The following is a 17,152-nucleotide window of genomic DNA, read 5'->3' as shown; positions in this document are numbered from 1 at the left end:
CGCTCCTGAGCTGATCGTCACGCCGCCGCCTCGGCCGGGGGCACCGACGCTCAGAAGGCGTAGCGGACGCGGCAGTAGGGGAGGCGCTCGGCGAGGAGGGCGCGGAAGCGGTCGAGGGCGGCGCGCTTGAGATCGCGGCGGTAGCGGATGTTGACGGCGCCGTTCTCGGAGACCTTCTGCTCCTGGCGGCCCGGCTGCCAGAGCAGCGACTCCGCCTTCGGGTGCCAGCCGAGGTTCACCTCGTGCAGGCCCTCGTTGTGGGTCAGGAGGATCACCTCGGCCGCGAGCTGCGCCTTCGCCCGCGGGTGGAGGGCCGCGTCCAGCTGATCGAAGAGCTCCGCCCAGTCCTGCTGCCAGGTCTCGGTGAGGATCACGGGCGAGAAGTTGACGTGCACCTCGTAGCCGGCGTCGACGAAGTCGTTGATCGCCGCGATCCGCTCGGCCATCGGCGAGGTGCGGATGTCGGTGACCTTCGCCGTCTCGGCGGGCATCAGCGAGAAGCGGATGCGCGTGCGCCCGAGCGGGTCCCACTCGAGGAGCTCGCGGTTGACGTACTTGGTCGCGAAGGACGCCTTGGCCGTGGGCGACATCCGGAACAGCTCGCAGAGGTCGCGGACGTTCTCGCTCAGCAGCGCGTCGACGGAGCAGTCGCTGTTCTCGCCGATGTCGTAGACCCAGGCCTCCGGGTCGCACTGGTTCGCCTCGGTCTTGGGCCCCTGCTTCGCGATGTGCCGGGCGAGGTGGCGCTGGATCTGCTCGATGTTCGTGAAGAGCGTGATCGGGTTGCTGTAGCCCTTCCTCCGCGGCACGTAGCAGTAGACGCACGCCATGGCGCAGCCGTTGGCGGTGGAGGGGGCGATGAAGTCGGCCGAGCGGCCGTTCGGGCGCGTGACGAGCGACTTCTTCACCCCGAGCACGAGCGCCTCCGTCTTGATGCGCACCCAGCGCGCGACGTTCGCCTCGTCGCCGTGCACCTCCGGGATCAGCCAGTGCGACTCCACGGGCACGATCTCGGCGCCCGGCCAGCGCGCCACGACCTCCTGCCCGCGGGGCAGCTCGAGCGCGGCCGGCTCGGCGTAGATCCGCCGGACGTCGAGCAGGCGCCGCTCGCGGACCGGCGCGGACGCGGGGCTCGGAGCGGTGTCGGACATGAGTCCGTTCTACCGGCGACCACCGACATCTCCGGGCGGGATCGTCGCCCACCGGGGGGATCCTCCGCTCGCCTGCGTGCGCCGCGGGGCCGCTCCCTCAGGATGGAGGCATGCCCTCCTCCGCCGACCGATTCCGCCGCGCCGCCGTCGAGCTCGCGCAGACGTCCGAGCGGCAGGTGGAGTGGGCGCTCGCCGTCGCGGACGACGCGCGCCTGCTCGCCCTGATCGACGAGCTGCCCGCGCAGCACCGGCAGCCGTCCCTGCTCTTCTCGGTCGCGCGGCTGCTCGGCGTGCCCGACGTCGACGGCGCCGGCTTCGCCGCGTGGCTCCGGAGCGAGTGGGCGCGGGCGGCGCCGGTCGCGGCCGAGCGGAGGACGCAGACCAACGAGGCACTGCGGTGCGCTCCGCTGGTCGCGGCGCTGGAGCGGATCACGGAGCCGGGCGAGCCGGTGGCGCTCGTCGAGATCGGCGCCTCCGCGGGGCTCTGCCTGGGGCCGGAGCGGTACTCCTACGCCTTCGCGGCGAGCGACGGCGAGACGCGGCTCGGGTCGGGCGCGCCTCTGCTGCGGTGCGCGGTGAGCGGAGGCGCGGCGCCGACGCGGCTGCCGGTCGTCGCGTGGCGCCGGGGGCTCGACCTGGCGCCGCTCGACGTCCGCTCGATCGAGGACGTCGCCTGGCTGGAGGCGCTGCTCCCGTCCGACCGCCCGGAGCGGACCGCGCGGCTCCGCTCGGCCGTGGACACTCTGCAGGACGACCCGCCGCCGATCGTGGCGGGCGATGCGGCCGTCGAGCTGCCCGCCCTGCTCGACGCGGTGCCGCGCGGGCTGCGGACGATCGTCGTCTCGCTCGGGACCCTGGTCTACCTGCCGTGGGCCGCGCGCGAGAGCGTGCTGGCGACGGTCGCCGATCGCGGCGCGAGCCTGGTGACGCTCGAGGCGGAGGCGCTGCTCCCGCACCTCGTCGCCGCGCGCGGGGACCGCACGGCTCCCGAGCCGACGCCGTTCCTCCTCGCCGCCGACGGCGTCCCTCTTGCGAGCGCGGCCGCCCACGGCGGCACCCTCTCCTGGCTGGCCTGAGGCCTGCTCGGGCGCCGGGTGGCCGGTCCGGGTGCTCGTTCCGCCCCGACCTCCGCCCACTGCTCAAGAGTTGTCGCACTCAGCGTCGAGTACGACAACTCCTGGACTCTCGCGAAGGAACGGACGTCGTAGTCCAGCACGAGGAGCTCTGAGCGCGGGCTCGGGCGCTCGACCCCCGGCCCACTGCTCAGAAGTCGTCGCACTCGGCGTCGAGTGCGACAACTCCTGGAGTCTCGCGGAGCAGCGGACGTCAGAGAGCAACGCGCAGTGCGTAGAGCTCCGGGCTCAGAGCCCCGGCGCTCGACCCCACTCCGCCCACTGTTCAGAAGTTGTCGCACTCAGCGTCGAGTGCGACAACTCGTGAGCTCTCGCGGAGGAGAGGACGGCCGAGCGCAGAACACAGGGCACAGAACCCAGAGCCAGAGCCCGAGCCCGAGCCCGAGCCCGAGCCCGAGCGCCAGATCAGAGCGCCCAGAGCCCGAGCGCCCCGAGCCCGAGCGCCCAGCGCCAGAGCGCGGAGCGCCCTACAGCCCGTCGACGACGAGCTGCGTCGCGCGCGGGACGTAGGACGTGTTCGTCGCCGGGTCCCAGCCCACGAGCGCGACCGCGTCGCCGCCGACGCGCGCGGTGATGCCCACGAGCGAGAACGGCTTGCCGCCCACGGCTCCGGACACCTTCCAGCCGAGCGTCTCGTCGGCGCCGGTCAGCGTCTGCTCGGTGCGCTCGACGGTCGTCTCGACCGGCACGCCCTGCATGGCGAAGAGCGCCGAGCCGGAGGCGCAGCGCGTGGTCGCGTCGGTGGCGCTCGCGAGGAGCGAGGCGGCCGCGTCGGCGGTGCCGGTGCTCGACACGACGGCGGTCATGGAGCGGTCGGCGCTGGTGCCGTACGAGAGTCCGGCGGCGGGCTGCGCGGTGTCCCAGCCCAGGCCGAAGGGCGAGAGGCAGCTCGCGTCGGTCGCGGTGAGGCCGGGGTAGATCGAGTCGAGCATCTCCTGGATGCTCGCGTACTCGCCGGGCACGAACTGCACGCCGGTCAGCACGGCGGCCACCTGGTCGCCGGTCTTCTGAGCGGTGTCGGCGGCCGGGGCGGCAGCCGTCGCGGTGGCGGACGGAGCAGCCGACGACGAGGGCAGCGTCGGAGTGAACGGCCGGAGCGTCGATCCGCTCGTCGCGGTCCCTGCGCAGCCCGAGAGGGCGAGCAGCAGCGCGCCGCCGATCAGAGTCGTGCGCAGCAGTGCCTTGGCCTTCATGTCTCCCCCTTCGCCCGCCGGCACCGCACCGGGGCGCCTGAGGCTAGCAGAGCCCTGCGTCCCGGAGGCAGCCCGGTGGCACCCGCGGAACGGTCGCGGCCCGGCTGCACCCGCGGAACGGTCGCGGCCCGGCTGCACCCGCGGAACGGTCGCGGCCCGGCTGCACCTGCAGAACGGACGCGGCCCTGCGGCACTCGCAGAACGGACACGGCCCTGCGCCCCCTGCAGAATCGAGGCGGGCCGGCGCCCCCTGCAGAACCGAGGCGGCCCGGCGCCCCTGCAGAATGCAGCCCGGCGTCGCCCGCACAGCGGGGCCCGGACCCCCGAACCGACGGCGCACGCTTCCGACGGGCTGCTCCCGGCCCCGTTCCGCAGGTCAGATCTCGGTGTGCCCGAGCTCGGCTCCCGAGAGCAGGCGGATCTCCGGCTCGGCGATGCCCTCCAGCTCCAGCACCACGACGCGGTTGCGGCCGGCGCGGGTGACCGGCGAGGGGACGATCAGCGTCCGCTGCGGCCCGCGGCGCCAGTAGCGCCCGAGGAGGAAGCCGTTCACCCAGACCAGACCCTTGCCCCAGTGCAGCGTGTCCACGTACAGGTCGGCCTGCTCGTCGAGGTCGAACGAGCCCGAGGCGAGCTGCGGCCCGGCCGAGAACGCCGGCGCCGCGACGGCCAGGTCGGGGAGGCACTCCAGCGCGAGGGGGCGCGCCGCCCAGCCGGTCAGCTCGGCGCCGTCGAGCGTCACGCCTCCGATCAGGCCCTTGTGCTCGCCGATGCGCGTGCCGTAGTTCACCCGGCCCTGGTTCTCGACCAGGATCGCGAGCTCGCCGCGTCCGCTCGGCAGCGTCAGCGCCCGCTCGTGGTGGTCGCGCGCCAGCACGCCCACCGGCACGCCGTCCAGCAGCACCCAGGCGCGGTCGCGCACCTCCTCGCCCACCACGAGGCGGGCCGGAGCGGAGGCGCCGTCGAGCGTCGTGGTGAAGAGCACGAAGCCGTCGTCGTGGCCGAGGTCGTCGAAGCTGGCCATCGCGTCGAGGTGCGCGGCCGTTCCGAACGCCTGGCCGAGGCCGAGCAGCGCCGGGCCGGGGACGAGCGGAGCGGTCAGGGCGGGGGCCGGCGGGCGCACCGCGGGCACCTCCTCCGGCACCGGCGCGTAGCGCGCGATGACGTCGCGGAACGCCCAGAACTTGGCGGTCGGGTCGCCGCCCTCGTCCAGCGGAGCGTCGTAGTCGTAGCTCGTCGTGATCGCGGCGTAGCGGCCCTTGTCGTTCGCTCCGCTGGTCAGGCCGAAGTTGGTGCCGCCGTGGAACATGTAGATGTTGACCGAGCCGCCGGCCGCGAGCAGGGTGTCGAGCTCCTGCGCGGAGGCGTCGGCGTCCGTCGTGTGGTGCTGGGTGCCCCAGTCGTCGAACCAGCCGCACCAGAACTCCATGCACATCAGCGGACCGGTGGGCTGGAACTCGCGCAGCGTCGCGAGGCGCTCGGTGGTCCGCGAGCCGAACGAGCCGGTGAGGTGGAGCCCCGGCAGGCTGCCGTCGGCGAGCATCTGCGGGGTCGGCTGGTCGATGGTGGTCAGCGGCACCGTGATGCCGGAGTCGCGGGTCACCCGCACGAGCTCGGCCAGGTACTCCTTGTCGGAGCCGTACGCGCCGTACTCGTTCTCGATCTGCACGAGGACCACGGGCCCGCCGACGTCGATCTGGCGCGGGGCCACGATCGAGTAGACGCGGCGCAGGTAGTCGCTGACGGCGGCGAGGTAGTTCGGCTCCGAGCGGCGCACGCCCACCTCGGGGTCGCGGAAGAGCCAGGCGGGGAGCGCGCCGTTGTCCCACTCCGCGCAGATGTAGGGGCCGGGGCGCACGATCGCGTGCATGCCCTCGGCGGCGATCAGGTCGAGGAAGCGGCCCAGGTCGAGACCGGCGTCCTCGCGCCACTCGCCGCGGCGCGGCTCGTGCGCGTTCCAGGCGACATAGGTCTCGATGGTGTTCAGGCCCATCAGGCGGGCCTTGCGGATCCGGTCGGCCCAGAGGTCCGGGTGGATGCGGAAGTAGTGCAGCGCCCCCGACAGGATGCGGTGCGGGCGGCCGTCGAGCTCGAAGTCGTCGGCGCCGATGGCGAAGCGGCTCTCGGGAGCGGTGGTCATCTGGATCCCCCTCAGGATCGGTGCCCGGTGTGTCCGAGCGTGAGAACGACGCGGGGCCGACCGGAGCGATCCGGCCGGCCCCGCGTCGAGCAGTGGTGCTACTCCGAGACGGTGAAGCCCTGCGCGTTGCCGTACTGGACGAGCTTGCTCTGCCAGTCGGCGAGGCCCTGGTCGAGGCTGGTGCCGTTGGCGTACGCCTGGCCCACGGTGTCGCCGAAGACGCTGTTCGCGTAGACCTGGTAGGGCAGGTACGACCAGCCGGAGCGGACGTCCTTCGAGGCCTGGGTCAGCACCTCGTTGATCTTCTGGCCGCCGAAGTACTCCGACTCCTGACCGGTGAAGTCCGAGCTGTCGAGGTCGGCCGTGGTCGACGGGAATCCGCCGCTCTGCAGGAAGACGTCGACCGAGGCCTGGTCGCTGTTCAGCCAGCGCAGGAACGCGGCGGCCAGCGCCGGGTTCTCGCTCTGCTTGGTGACGGACTGGCCGCCACCGCCGTTCTCGGCGCTGACGGCGGTGCCGTCGTAGGTCGGGATCGGCGCGACGGCCCAGTCGCCGGAGGCGTCGGGGACGCTGGACTCCAGCACGCCGGGCATCCAGGCACCGGTCACCAGCGAGGCGATGGAGCCGTCGGCGAGGCCCTTGTACCACTCGTCGCCCCAGGCGGGGGTGTCCGAGAGCAGCTTCTTCTCGACGAGCTGGTTCCAGACGCCGGTCCACTTGGCGGTGCCCTCGTCGGCGAGGTCGATCTTCACGTCGGTGCCATCGGTGGTGAACGGCTCGCCGCCCGCCTGCCAGATCATGCTGGTCGCGAAGCCGGCGTCGCCGGTGTCGGCGGTGATGTACTTTGACGGGTCGGCGGTGTGCAGCTTCTCGGCCGCGGCGACGTACTCGTCCCAGGTGGCGGGGACGGCGATGCCGTACTGGTCGAAGACCGTCTTGTTGTAGAACAGCGCCATGGGGCCCGAGTCCTGCGGGAGTCCGACGAGCTTGCCGTCGATGTTGACGCTGCCCCAGGTGGAGGCCGAGTACTTGTCCTCGAGGTCGCCCATGCCGTACTGCGACAGGTCGAGGAGCGAGTCCGACAGGGCGAACTGCGGCATGGCGTAGTACTCGATCTGGACGACGTCGGGGGCGCCCGAGCCGGCCTTGATCGCGTTCTCGAGCTTGGTGTACTCGTCCTTATTGGTGCCGGCGTTGACGAGCTCGACGTCGACCTTCGGGTAGGCCTCCTCGAACGCGGCGACCTGCGCCTCGGCGCTGGGGGTCCAGCTCCAGTACGTGATCTTGCCACCGGCCTCGAGGGCCGCGTCGAGGTCGGCGGCGGAGCCGGCGCTCGTGGTCGTGCCGCCACCGGAGGTGGACGAGCAGGCCGCGAGGGAGCCGGCGGCCAGGGCCGCGACGGCCGCGACCGTCAGGGTCCGCCGGAGGGCGGAACGGGCGATCTTCATGGTGGTGTTTCCCTTCACTTCTTCGTGCTGCGGGTGCTGTGGACGGGGCAGGACGCTCCGGCCGGGGGATGGGTAGGGGGAGGGCTCAGCCCTTGACGCTGCCGGCGCTCAGACCGGACTGCCAGAAGCGCTGGAGTCCGAGGAAGGCGACGACGATGGGGATGATCGTGAGGAGCGAGCCCGTGATCACGAGGTTGTAGATCGGCTGCGCGCTGACGCCGGTGGCCTGCGCGTTCCACTGGTTGAGGCCGACGGTGAGCGGGTACCAGGTCGGGTCGCTCAGCATGATCAGCGGGAGGAAGTAGTTGTTCCAGGTCGCGACGACCGAGAACAGCAGCACGGTCACGATGCCGGGGGCGAGGAGGCGGATGGAGATGGTGAAGAAGGTGCGGAACTCGCCCGCCCCGTCCATCCGCGCCGCTTCGAGCAGCTCGGTCGGCACCGACTCCACCGCGTAGACCCACACCAGGTACAGGCCGAACGGGCTGATCAGCGAGGGGATGATGATCGCCCACGGGGTGTTGGTCAGGCCGAGCTGGCTGAACATGAGGAAGGTCGGGACGGCGAGGGCCGTGCCGGGGACCGCGATCGCTCCGAGCACCACGGCGAAGACCGCCTTGCGGCCCGTGAAGCGGAACTTCGCGAGGCCGTAGCCGGCGAGCGTGGCCAGGAGCGTCGCTCCTCCGGCGCCGACGACGACGTAGAGCAGGGTGTTGCCGAGCCAGCGGAGGAAGATCCCGTCGCGGTAGCTGAGGGTGTCGGCGATGTTCTGGAAGAAGACGAAGTCGCCGTCGAACCAGAGGCCGAAGCTCGAGAGCAGGCCGGCCTGGGTCTTCGTCGCGTTGATGACCAGCCAGGCCAGCGGCACGAGGCTGTAGAGGATGAAGACCGACATCAGCAGGGTGAAGGCGATCGACTTCTTGGGCTGCACCGAGGAGCCGCGGCGGGCGGCCGGGCGCTTCGGGGCGCGGGCGGGCGTCCGGGGAGCGGTCGCGAGGGCCATCAGTTCTCCTTCCGCGCGCCGCGGAGCTGCACGACGTAGGCGATCACCGCGGTGATCACGCCCATGACGATGGCGACCGTGGCCGACGCGTTGTACTGCTGACCGGCGAAGGACAGGTTGTATGCGTACATGTTCGGGGTGAAGTAGGTGGTGATGATGTTCGGCGCCAGCGTCCGGAGGATGTTCGGCTCGTTGAACAGCTGGAAGCTGCCGATGATCGAGAAGATCGTGGCGATGACGATCGCGCCGCGCAGAGCGGGCAGCTTGATCGAGCGGATCACGCGCATCGGGCCCGCGCCGTCGATCTCGGCCGCCTCGTAGAGCTCGCCGGGGATCGTCTTCAGCGCGGAGTAGAAGATGAGCATGTTGTAGCCCACGAACTCCCACGTGACGATGTTGCCGATCGAGGCGAGGATCCAGTCGCGTGAGAACGGCTGGACGACGTCGGAGCCGAGCAGGTCGTTGACGTTCGCGGCCAGGCCGAAGTTGTCGCCGTAGATGAACCCCCACATCAGCACCGCGACGACCGCGGGGACGGCGTAGGGGAGGAAGACCACGATGCGGAAGAAGCCGGTGCCGTGGAGGCGGCCGCTGTCGATCGCGAGGGCCGCGACGAGGGCCAGCACGAGCATCACGGGGACCTGCACGACCAGGAACAGCAGGACGCGGCCGAAGCCCTCCCAGAAGTTCGGGTCGGTGAAGATCGCGGCGTAGTTCGCGAAGCCGACGAAGGAGTTGCCGCCCACCAGCTGCTCGCGGAAGAGGCTGAGGTAGATCGAGTAGACGACCGGGGCGATGAAGACCAGGAGGAAGACGACGAGGAAGGGGGCGACGAACGCCAGGCCCTTCCACTCGCTCTTCGCCCGCGACTTCGGGGCCGCGAGGGGGGACGCCGGAGGGGCGACCTCGCTCAGCGGGACGGGGGGAGACGTCGTCGTCATGGGATTCCGTTCGGGGGAGTAGTGCGGGCCTGCCATGTTCACGTCAACATGGCAGATCGTCACCGTAGCATGTCCACGTCGCCACCCGCGACTGATCCTGCGTCACGGTTCGGCGCACGATGCACCACAGCTGACGGGCGGCACGCTATAAAAGGAAGCCCATGGCACTCGAGACCGACCGCCCGTCCCCGTCCACCCGGCCGCGGCGCGGCGTCTCGATGGCGGATGTGGCCCGGCGCGCGAACGTCTCGGGCCAGACGGTCTCGCGGGTCTCGAACGGCAAGCAGAACGTCGACGGGGAGACGCGCGAGCGGGTCCTCGAGGCGATGCGCGCTCTCGGCTACCGGCCCAACAGCGCGGCGCGGGCGTTGCGGACGGGCCGCTTCCACAGCATCGGCGTGATCATGTTCACGCTGTCCTCGTTCGGCAACATGCGCACCCTCGACGCCATCGCGATCGCGGCCGCCGATGCGGGCTACTCGATCACGCTCATCCCCGTCTCCCACCCCACCCAGGGCGAGGTCTCGGTCGCGTTCCACCGGCTGAGCGAGGAGGCGGTCGACGGCGTCATCATCATCGTCGAGGCGCACCTGCTCGACGAGGCCGACATCGTCCTCCCGCCCGACCTGCCGGTGGTGGTCGTCGACTCCGCGGGGGGCGAGAAGCACCCGGTGGTCGACACCGACCAGATGTCCGGCGCCCGCCAGGCCGTCGAGCACCTGCTGGGCCTCGGCCACCGGACCGTGCACCACATCGCCGGCCCGGACCGCTCCTACTCCGCCGAGCGCCGCCACGAGGCGTGGGAGTCGACCCTGATCGAGCGCGGCGCCCCGGTGCCGGAGGTGCTGGTCGGCGACTGGTCCACCGACTCCGGCTACCGCCTCGGCAAGCGGCTCGCCGCCGATCCGGAGGTCACCGCGATCTTCGCCGCCAACGACCAGATGGCGCTCGGCGTGCTGCGCGCACTGCACGAGGCCGGACGCGCCGTGCCCGGCGAGGTGAGCGTCGCGGGCTTCGACGACATGCAGGAGTCGGCGAGCTTCTGGCCGCCGCTGACGACGGTGCGCCAGTTCTTCGGCGACACGGGCCGCCGCTCGGTCGACATCCTCCTGCGCGAGCTCGAGTCGGGCGAGCGCACCGGCGTCTCGCTCGTGCCGACCCGCCTCATCGTCCGCGAGAGCACCGGACCGGCGCCGGCCTGATCCTGCGGTGTCAGGCCTGTTCGAGATGGCCGTAGTCGGGCAGGTCGATCGCCTCGGCGGGGGGCGTGAAGAAGCGGCCCGCGAGCCGGCCGGCGAGAGGGGTCGCTGCGAGGCGCACGCCGGCTCCGAGCACGGCGACTCCGGCGCGCGTGCGGGGGTGGGCCAGTCGCGGGGTGCCCGGCGGGAGGCTCTGCGCCTGGTCGACGTACGGGCGGAGGCGGCGCTCGTAGTCGGCGAGGCCGTCGCGCGGATCGACGTGGGCCGCCAGCTCGCCGGCGAGGACGTAGGCGCCGGTGAGCGAGAGGCTCGTGCCCATCCCGCTCACCGGTGACGCGCAGTAGGCGGCGTCGCCGACGAGCACTGCTCGGCCGCTCGACCAGCGGGGGGCGCGCACCTGCCCGACGGCCTCGGAGTAGAGGTCGTCGGCGGCGTCGATCCCGTCGAGCGCGCGCTGCGCCTCCCAGCCGGCGTCGCCGAAGACCTCGCGCAGCCGCGCCCGCTGCTCGTCGACGCCGCGGCGCACCGTCCGATCGCTCAGGTACGAGAACGCCACCCGCAGAGTGCCGTGCGGATCGGGGCGGAGGGTGATGCTGCGGCCGCGCCCGGCGACGTACCAGCGCCACCAGTCGTCGTCCGCAGCGGTGCGCGGGATGGTCGCCCAGGAGATCTCCAGGCCGAGCGAGCGGATCTCGGGCTCGTCTCCGACGACGAGTCGGCGGGTGCTCGAGCCGATGCCGTCGGCGGCGACGACCAGATCGAAGCGCTCGTCGGAGGCGTGCGCGAAGGATGCGACGACGCCTCCCCGGGTCTGGTCCAGGCCGGTGATCCTGTCGCCGAAGCGGTACTCGGTGTGCTCCGCCGTGCGGGCGACGAGCAGCTCTGCCAGGTCGCCCCGCAGGATCTCGAGCTCGGCGGTGGCGCCTCCGGAGTCGGAGGTGCCCGCGGGGAACTCCGCCAGCGTCCGTCCGCCGCGCCCGATGAAGCGGGTGCCGACCTCGCCCGTCGTCGCGGCGCGGATGTCGTCCTCGAGACCCATGCGGCGGGCCACCTCGCGGCCCGCGCCGCGGACGTCGATGTTCTGGCCGCCGAGGCGCAGGGCGGGGGCGCGCTCGACGATCGTGGTCTCCCAGCCGTAGCGGTGCAGCCAGAAGGCGAGCGCCGGGCCAGCGATGCTCGCTCCGGAGATGAGGACGCGCATGTCGCTCCGATCGTTGATTATCAATGAGATTGGCAAACTACACCGGTATCCTGTGGGGATGGCAGCGGAATCCCGGGACGGTGACCTCGGCATCCGCACCCGCGTGCGCCAGGTGACGGAGCGGCAGCGCCTCTTCGAGCAGTCGCTGAGCCGCTCGTTGTCGGTCGACGCGCCCGGCCTCTCGGCCATGACGCATCTGCTCGCCGCGGGTCCGCTCACGCCGACCGAGCTCGCCCGCCGCCTCGGGATCTCGACGGCCGCCACGACGCTCGTGCTGAACCGGCTGGAGGCGGCTGGGCACGTCCGCCGCGACCGGCACCCCTCCGACGGGCGCAAGCTGATCGTGACCGCGACCGACCGCTCGGCGGCCCGCGCCCAGGCCCGCGTCGCTCCGCTGATCGCGGGCGTGGAGGAGCTCGTCGCGAGCCTCGATCCGGCCGAGAGCGCCGCGGTGCTGTCGTTCCTCGACCGGCTGCTCGCCGTCTACGACGAGGCCACGGAGGAGCCGCGCGCCTAGGCCGCGATACTGTGAATCCGCTCATCGCCGTCTCGGCGGGGGCGCCCCACCCCAGCCAAGGAGACGCACATGTCGGTCGGCCTGCTCGCGGTTGTCGATGACATCCTCACCGCCGCCCTGAAGGCGAGCGCCAAGACGGCGGGCGTCGTGATCGACGACGCGGCCGTCACGCCGCAGTACGTGCAGGGCCTCACGCCCGCGCGGGAGCTGCCGGTCGTCGGGCGGATCGCGCTGGGGAGCCTGTTCAACAAGTTCGTCATCATCATCCCGCTGGCGCTGCTGCTCTCGGCGTTCGCGCCGCAGGTGCTGCCGTACCTGCTGATCCTCGGCGGCGCCTTCCTCTGCTTCGAGGGGGCGGAGAAGGTGCTGGAGTGGTTCGGCGTCTCGCACGGCGGCCACGAGACGGAGGCGCGCGACGAGAAGAAGCTCGTCTTCGGCGCCATCCGCACCGACCTCATCCTGAGCACCGAGATCATGCTGATCGCGCTCGACGGCCTCGACCCCGACTTCGGGATCTGGCCCACGCTCGGCGCGCTGCTGGTCATCGGGCTCGGGATGACCCTCCTCGTCTACGGCGCCGTCGCTCTGCTCGTGAAGATCGACGACGTGGGCCTGCGCCTGATGAAGAACGCGGCCCGGGGCGTGCGGCGCACCGGAGCGAGGATCGTCGCCTCGATGCCGGCCGTGTTCCGCGCGATCAGCATCATCGGGACGCTCGCCATGCTCTGGGTCGGCGGGCACCTGGTCGTCGCGAACCTCGCCGAGACGGTGTGGCACGGGCCGTACGACCTCGTGCATGTCGTCACCCACGCGGTCGAGGGCGCGGGCCCGGTCGTCGTGTGGCTGGCCGACACCTTCGTGTCGATGATCTTCGGCCTCGTGCTGGGCCTGGTCATCGCGGCCGTCGTGATGGGCGTCTCGCGCCTCCGCACGCGCGACAAGGCGGCCTCGGGGCACTGACGCGCCTCGGCCCTGAGCGGCGGGGTCCCGAGACGCCGCGTGCCGCGGCTGCTCCACCGGCAGGAGTGGGCGGCTGCCCGGATGTACGCGGCGCCCCGACCTGTTCGGAGTCGGTGGGTCTCGATACGCCGCGGCTACTCGACCAGCATGGGTGGCGGCTGCCCGACCGGCAGGGGCATGGGCGGCGTCTCGATCTGTTCGGAGCCGGTGGGTCTCGATACGCCGCGTGCCGCGGCTGCTCGACCGGCAGGGGTGTGCGGCTGACCGGCCGTCAGGGGAGCCGCAGGTTCTTGCTGATCGAGTAGCCCGCGCAGCGGGCGTATCGAGATCCCGCGACGCACGGCCCCCGTCCGAGCGGCCCACGCAGCGCAGCTCCCACGGTGGACGACGGACCGCCCCCGTCCCCGGAGGGGCGGAGGCGGTCCGTGTCGGAGGGAACGTCAGCAGCTGCGGGCCGCGTACGCTCCCGTCGCCACCGAGGTGACCTGCTTGCCGTCGACCGTGCCCGTCGCGGTGACGGTGGCCTGGCCGGCCGGCACCGAGGCCGCGCGCGTGGTGAACGCGGCGCTGCCGCTCGCGCCGGGGGCGACTCCGGTGACCTGCTTCGACCCGGAGGGCGTCGCGATGGTCATCGAGACCGGCACGCCGGACTGGTTCTTCGCCGCGACGGTGAGCGTCACCGTGCCGGCGGTGCAGCGGGTGGCCGCCGTGACCGCGACCGCGAGGGCGACGGGCGCCTTCAGGGTCACCGTCACCGTCGTGGTCGAGGTGACGGAGCCGTCGGCCGCGCGGACCGCGATGGTCGCGACTCCGCCGTTGGCCGTCGTCGGCTGGGTGATCCGCACGGTCGCCGCCGAGTCGGTCGCCACCGCCTGGATCGCGGGCATCGCCGTGCCCTCGACGGTGACCGCATAGGAGGTGCGGGCCGGGTCGAACCCGGCGATGCCGACTCCGCCGACGCGCAGTGCGCCCAGGGTGGCGACCGCGGCGGGCGAGGCGACTGACTCGTAGAGCTTGGTCTCGGCCACGATCAGGTGCGTGTTGTCGTAGGCGTTCATCACGACGCGGAAGGCCTTCGCCGTGACGGGTGCGAACGACGCGACCAGGGTCGGAGCCGTGCCGCCGGCCGGCGACGCGAGGGCCACGGCCGACTCGTAGCCGGGGACCGCGGTCCAGGTCGTGCTGTCGGCGGCCTGGTACTGCAGCTGGTAGGTCTTCGCCCAGCTGGTTCCGCCGTCGGCGAGGAACTGCACCGACACCTTCTCGACCTGGTGGGTCGAGGGGAAGGTGTAGGTCAGCGAGCTCTGCGCGGCCTTGGTGCCGCTGGTCCAGTTCGACCAGCCCTTGTCGCCGTCGACTCCGTTGCGGGTGCGCTCCGGTCCGTAGCCCGACTCCGACGACGACGCGGTCGCGACGATGCCGGCGTCCGGGTTGAAGTTGCGGAGCGTGCCCTGGGTGACGAGCACCGTGAGCGTGGCGGGGAGCGTCGCGCCGTCGGCGGTCGCCGTTCCCGACACCGTCACCTGCCCGGGCTGGGCGAGGGAGGCGGTGGTGAGCGGCGTCCAGTCCCAGACGACCGGCACCGGGAAGGTGCTGGCCGAGGCGCCCACGCGGGCGGGGACCGTGGTCGGGGCCGAGGCCTTCACCCCGGCGACCGAGGCGCCTGCGGCGGCCGTGACCGACACGGGGTCGGTCGCGGTCAGCCCGCCGACGTCGACGAGCGCGGTGACCGTGATCGTCTGGCCGTAGAGGTCGGTCGCGGTGCCGGGCACCTCGACGCGGCCGGTCGCGCCGTACGCCGAGTCGGCGGGGCGCTGCCAGGTGACGGCGAGCGGTGCGCCGGCTCCCCAGGAGTACTGCGGGGTGATGCTCGCGGGCAGGGTCGGAGCGACGCCCGCGGTGGTGCGGATCGCGATCGTCTGGCCGGCGGCCGGAGCGAGGTCGCGGAGGGACCACGACTGGTTCGCTCCGCCGTTGGAGGTGTAGACGCCGACCGACGCGTTGTCGGCGCTGGAGCCGCCGTTCACGTCGAGCGACTGGGCGATCGACTCGTTGACGAGCGAGACGTTCACCCCGTCGGTGGTGTTGACGATCCAGCGGGTCGCGGCGGTCGTCTTCGCCGCGTCGACGGTCAGCGAGCGCAGGTCGGTGCCGGCGGTCGTGGCTCCGAGCACGCGTCCGTCGCCGTTGACGAGGACGACACGGCGGGTGGCCTCGCGCTCGCCTGCGGCGACCTCGCGGACGGTCCAGGTCTGCTTGGCGGCCGTGGCGGAGTCGGTGGCGAGACCGGTGATCGTGGTCGCGGCGCCCGAGGGGTTGCCGGTCAGGGCCTTGCCGCTCTGGGTGCCGACCAGCTGGTAGCGGTGGCCGTCGCGCAGGGCGGGGGCGGAGTCGGCGACTCCCGAGACTCCGTCGATCGAGAAGCTCGTGACCGACTTCGCGGGCACGGTGATCGTGGCGGTGCGCGAGATGCGGTCGACGGCCACCGGGGTCTTCGCGACCAGGGCGTTGCTCGTGGGAGCGGCGGCCGAGGAGGCCTTCGTGGTGACGTAGGGGGTGACCGTCGCGGTGTCGGCGATGGTGCCGAAGCGGGAGAGGTCGAGCACGACGGTCTTCTCGGCCGCGGTGCTGTTGGTGTGCACGACGGTCGCGCCCGAGCCGTCGCCGCGGACGGCGGCGGTGGAGGAGGTGTCGTTCGAGGGCATCAGGTGGTCGCCCTCGTGGATGAACTTGGTGAAGTTCCGGATGGTGTTGAACTTCGAGTTCGTCTCGACGCCGCAGACCGGGGCCTTGGTGGAGTCGCCACCGGCGTCGGCGACGCGGCGGACCGACTTCCAGACCTCGGTCCCGTTCTCCTGGTACGGCTTGCAGTCCAGGTCGATGTAGACGGAGCCCCAGTTGAGGTTCTCGCCCTTGGGCTTGGGCTGCTGCATGTTGTAGTAGTCCTCGACGGGCTGCCAGAGCACCCACGCCTTGGGCTCGAGCTCGCGCAGGTCGTCGTTGATGCGGCCGGCGATGCCGAGGCCGTTCTCCATGTTGGTGGGGTCGAAGCCGGTGACCCAGTTGCCCTCGATCTCGCTCATCCACAGGTCGGTGTCGGCCTGCTTCGCGAGGTCGCGGACCTTGAGGCGGCCCGAGGTGCCGTAGGTGTGGACGTTCATCCGGTCGACCTCGGCGCGGATCGCGGCGGAGTAGGCGGCCCAGTTCGTGGCGAAGATGTCGGGGTTGGTCTCGTCCATCGCGGCGAGGCCGGCCTCGGTGGTCGAGGCGTCGAGCGCGGCGGTGACGTCGGGGATCAGACCCGCCTGGCGCGTCGGGCCGACGTGCATGCCCTCCTGGCGTCCGCCGGTCGGGACGCCGTTGGAGAGCTGCGTGCCCCAGTAGTTCGTGTTCGGCTCGTTGAAGGGGTCGAGCGTGTCGAACTCGATGCCGTACTCGTCCTCCATGTGCTCGGTGACCTTCACGAGGTACTTCGCGAACTGCTCCTCGGCGGCGGGCTTCAGCTGCTCGCTGTTCGCGTCGAAGCCGCCCGAGACGTAGCCGCTCTCGGTCATGAAGTACGGGGCGGAGTTGGAGAACGCCTCCCAGTGCGAGATCTGCTTCTCCTCTGCCAGCCTCTCGACCCACCAGCGCTGCGTCTCGTCGGCGGTCCAGTCGTAGGAGGCGGGGTCGTCCGCGTTCCACTTCGCCTGGAGCGCGTCGCGGTCGGCGAGCTTCGTGGAGGTGCCGCCGTAGGTCGACGCGTCGCCGGCCGGGTTCGGCTTCCACCAGCCCTCGACGGCGCCGCCCGGGCGGAGGTAGTCCTTCACGTCGGAGGCGTTGCCGCCGCCGATGTTGTAGCGGGCGATGTTGAGGTCGAGGCCGCTGTCGCCGAAGACCTTCTGGTAGAGGTCTTCGCGGAGGGCCTCGGGGTAATTGCCCGTCGCGTTCGCGAACCAGACGAGGCTGGTGCCCCAGCCCTCGAACGCCTCGCCGGCGGCGGCGGGGTTCGGCGTGATGCGGAACGCGTCCGCGGCCTGAGCGGGGGCCGCTGCGGCGGGGATCGCCAACAGTGCTCCTGTGGCCAGGGCGGCGCTCGTGGCGAGCGCGGCGACCCTTCTGAAGGACATCGACATTGATGCGGTCTCTCTTTCGCCATCGAAATGCGGGCATGTTCACGTGAACGCGCCCTGACGGCCGACTGTACATGTTCACGTCAACAATCGGAAGGTGCTCAGGGCGGGCGGGCCGAGGATGCAGAAGTCGCGGTGCTCGCGAGCGACGACG

Annotated in this window: 12 protein-coding genes; 4 read left to right on the top strand and 8 right to left on the bottom strand. The window is 71.8% G+C overall.

The genetic code is table 11. The features are described 5' to 3' along the window. Nucleotides 1-50 precede the first annotated feature (50 nt). Nucleotides 51-1,151: a spore photoproduct lyase family protein gene (locus tag GSU45_RS15305; protein ID WP_159916205.1), complete on the bottom strand. Its 1,101-nt coding sequence runs from the start codon at nt 1,149-1,151 to the stop codon at nt 51-53. A 110-nt stretch (nt 1,152-1,261) separates the two neighbouring features. On the opposite strand from GSU45_RS15305, the gene GSU45_RS15300 reads away from it, so the two are divergent. Further along, nucleotides 1,262-2,227 (top strand): DUF2332 family protein, encoded by a 966-nt coding sequence (locus tag GSU45_RS15300; protein WP_159916203.1) that lies wholly within the window; start codon nt 1,262-1,264, stop codon nt 2,225-2,227. Nucleotides 2,228-2,751: 524 nt separating this feature from the next. Here GSU45_RS15300 and GSU45_RS15295 read toward each other — a convergent pair. The 5 genes from GSU45_RS15295 to GSU45_RS15275 all read right to left on the bottom strand — a co-directional run bounded on the left by GSU45_RS15295 (nt 2,752) and on the right by GSU45_RS15275 (nt 9,009). After that, a complete protein-coding gene (locus GSU45_RS15295) occupies nt 2,752-3,477 on the bottom strand; it encodes a hypothetical protein (RefSeq protein WP_159916201.1) in 726 nt (241 codons plus the stop codon). A 376-nt stretch (nt 3,478-3,853) separates the two neighbouring features. Continuing rightward, a complete protein-coding gene (locus tag GSU45_RS15290) occupies nt 3,854-5,617 on the bottom strand; it encodes a beta-galactosidase family protein (RefSeq protein ID WP_159916199.1) in 1,764 nt (587 codons plus the stop codon). Between the two features lie 98 nt (nt 5,618-5,715). Then, a complete protein-coding gene (locus GSU45_RS15285; RefSeq protein WP_159917180.1) occupies nt 5,716-7,065 on the bottom strand; it encodes a sugar ABC transporter substrate-binding protein in 1,350 nt (449 codons plus the stop codon). A gap of 85 nt (nt 7,066-7,150) precedes the next feature. Continuing rightward, nucleotides 7,151-8,068, bottom strand: coding sequence for a carbohydrate ABC transporter permease (locus tag GSU45_RS15280; protein WP_104223406.1), 918 nt, complete (start codon nt 8,066-8,068; stop codon nt 7,151-7,153). Further along, nucleotides 8,068-9,009, bottom strand: coding sequence for a sugar ABC transporter permease (locus tag GSU45_RS15275; protein WP_104223405.1), 942 nt, complete (start codon nt 9,007-9,009; stop codon nt 8,068-8,070). The genes GSU45_RS15280 and GSU45_RS15275 overlap by 1 nt, the downstream gene beginning before the upstream one ends. Nucleotides 9,010-9,170: 161 nt before the next feature. Here GSU45_RS15275 and GSU45_RS15270 point away from each other — a divergent pair, with 161 nt between their 5' ends. After that, complete coding sequence (locus tag GSU45_RS15270) at nt 9,171-10,211, top strand: LacI family DNA-binding transcriptional regulator (RefSeq protein WP_159916197.1); 1,041 nt, start codon at nt 9,171-9,173, stop codon at nt 10,209-10,211. 10 nt (nt 10,212-10,221) lie between these two features. On the opposite strand, the gene GSU45_RS15265 is transcribed toward GSU45_RS15270, so the two are convergent. After that, nucleotides 10,222-11,409 (bottom strand): FAD-dependent monooxygenase, encoded by a 1,188-nt coding sequence (locus GSU45_RS15265; RefSeq protein ID WP_159916195.1) that lies wholly within the window; start codon nt 11,407-11,409, stop codon nt 10,222-10,224. A gap of 58 nt (nt 11,410-11,467) precedes the next feature. Here GSU45_RS15265 and GSU45_RS15260 point away from each other — a divergent pair, with 58 nt between their 5' ends. Both GSU45_RS15260 and GSU45_RS15255 read left to right on the top strand, forming a co-directional pair. Next, nucleotides 11,468-11,926 (top strand): MarR family transcriptional regulator, encoded by a 459-nt coding sequence (locus GSU45_RS15260; protein ID WP_159916193.1) that lies wholly within the window; start codon nt 11,468-11,470, stop codon nt 11,924-11,926. A 69-nt stretch (nt 11,927-11,995) separates the two neighbouring features. Further along, a complete protein-coding gene (locus tag GSU45_RS15255; RefSeq protein ID WP_159916191.1) occupies nt 11,996-12,886 on the top strand; it encodes a DUF808 domain-containing protein in 891 nt (296 codons plus the stop codon). Nucleotides 12,887-13,326: 440 nt separating this feature from the next. Here GSU45_RS15255 and GSU45_RS15250 read toward each other — a convergent pair whose 3' ends face one another. Beyond that, nucleotides 13,327-17,001 carry a glycoside hydrolase gene (locus tag GSU45_RS15250; RefSeq protein ID WP_159916189.1) on the bottom strand — a complete coding sequence of 1,225 codons (3,675 nt, stop codon included), beginning with the start codon at nt 16,999-17,001 and terminating at the stop codon, nt 13,327-13,329. Nucleotides 17,002-17,152 lie beyond the last annotated feature (151 nt).

The organism is Rathayibacter sp. VKM Ac-2801, from assembly GCF_009834245.1.
In the GTDB taxonomy this organism is placed as follows: Bacteria; Actinomycetota; Actinomycetes; order Actinomycetales; family Microbacteriaceae; genus Rathayibacter.
This window is presented reverse-complemented; position numbering and strand designations above follow the sequence as displayed.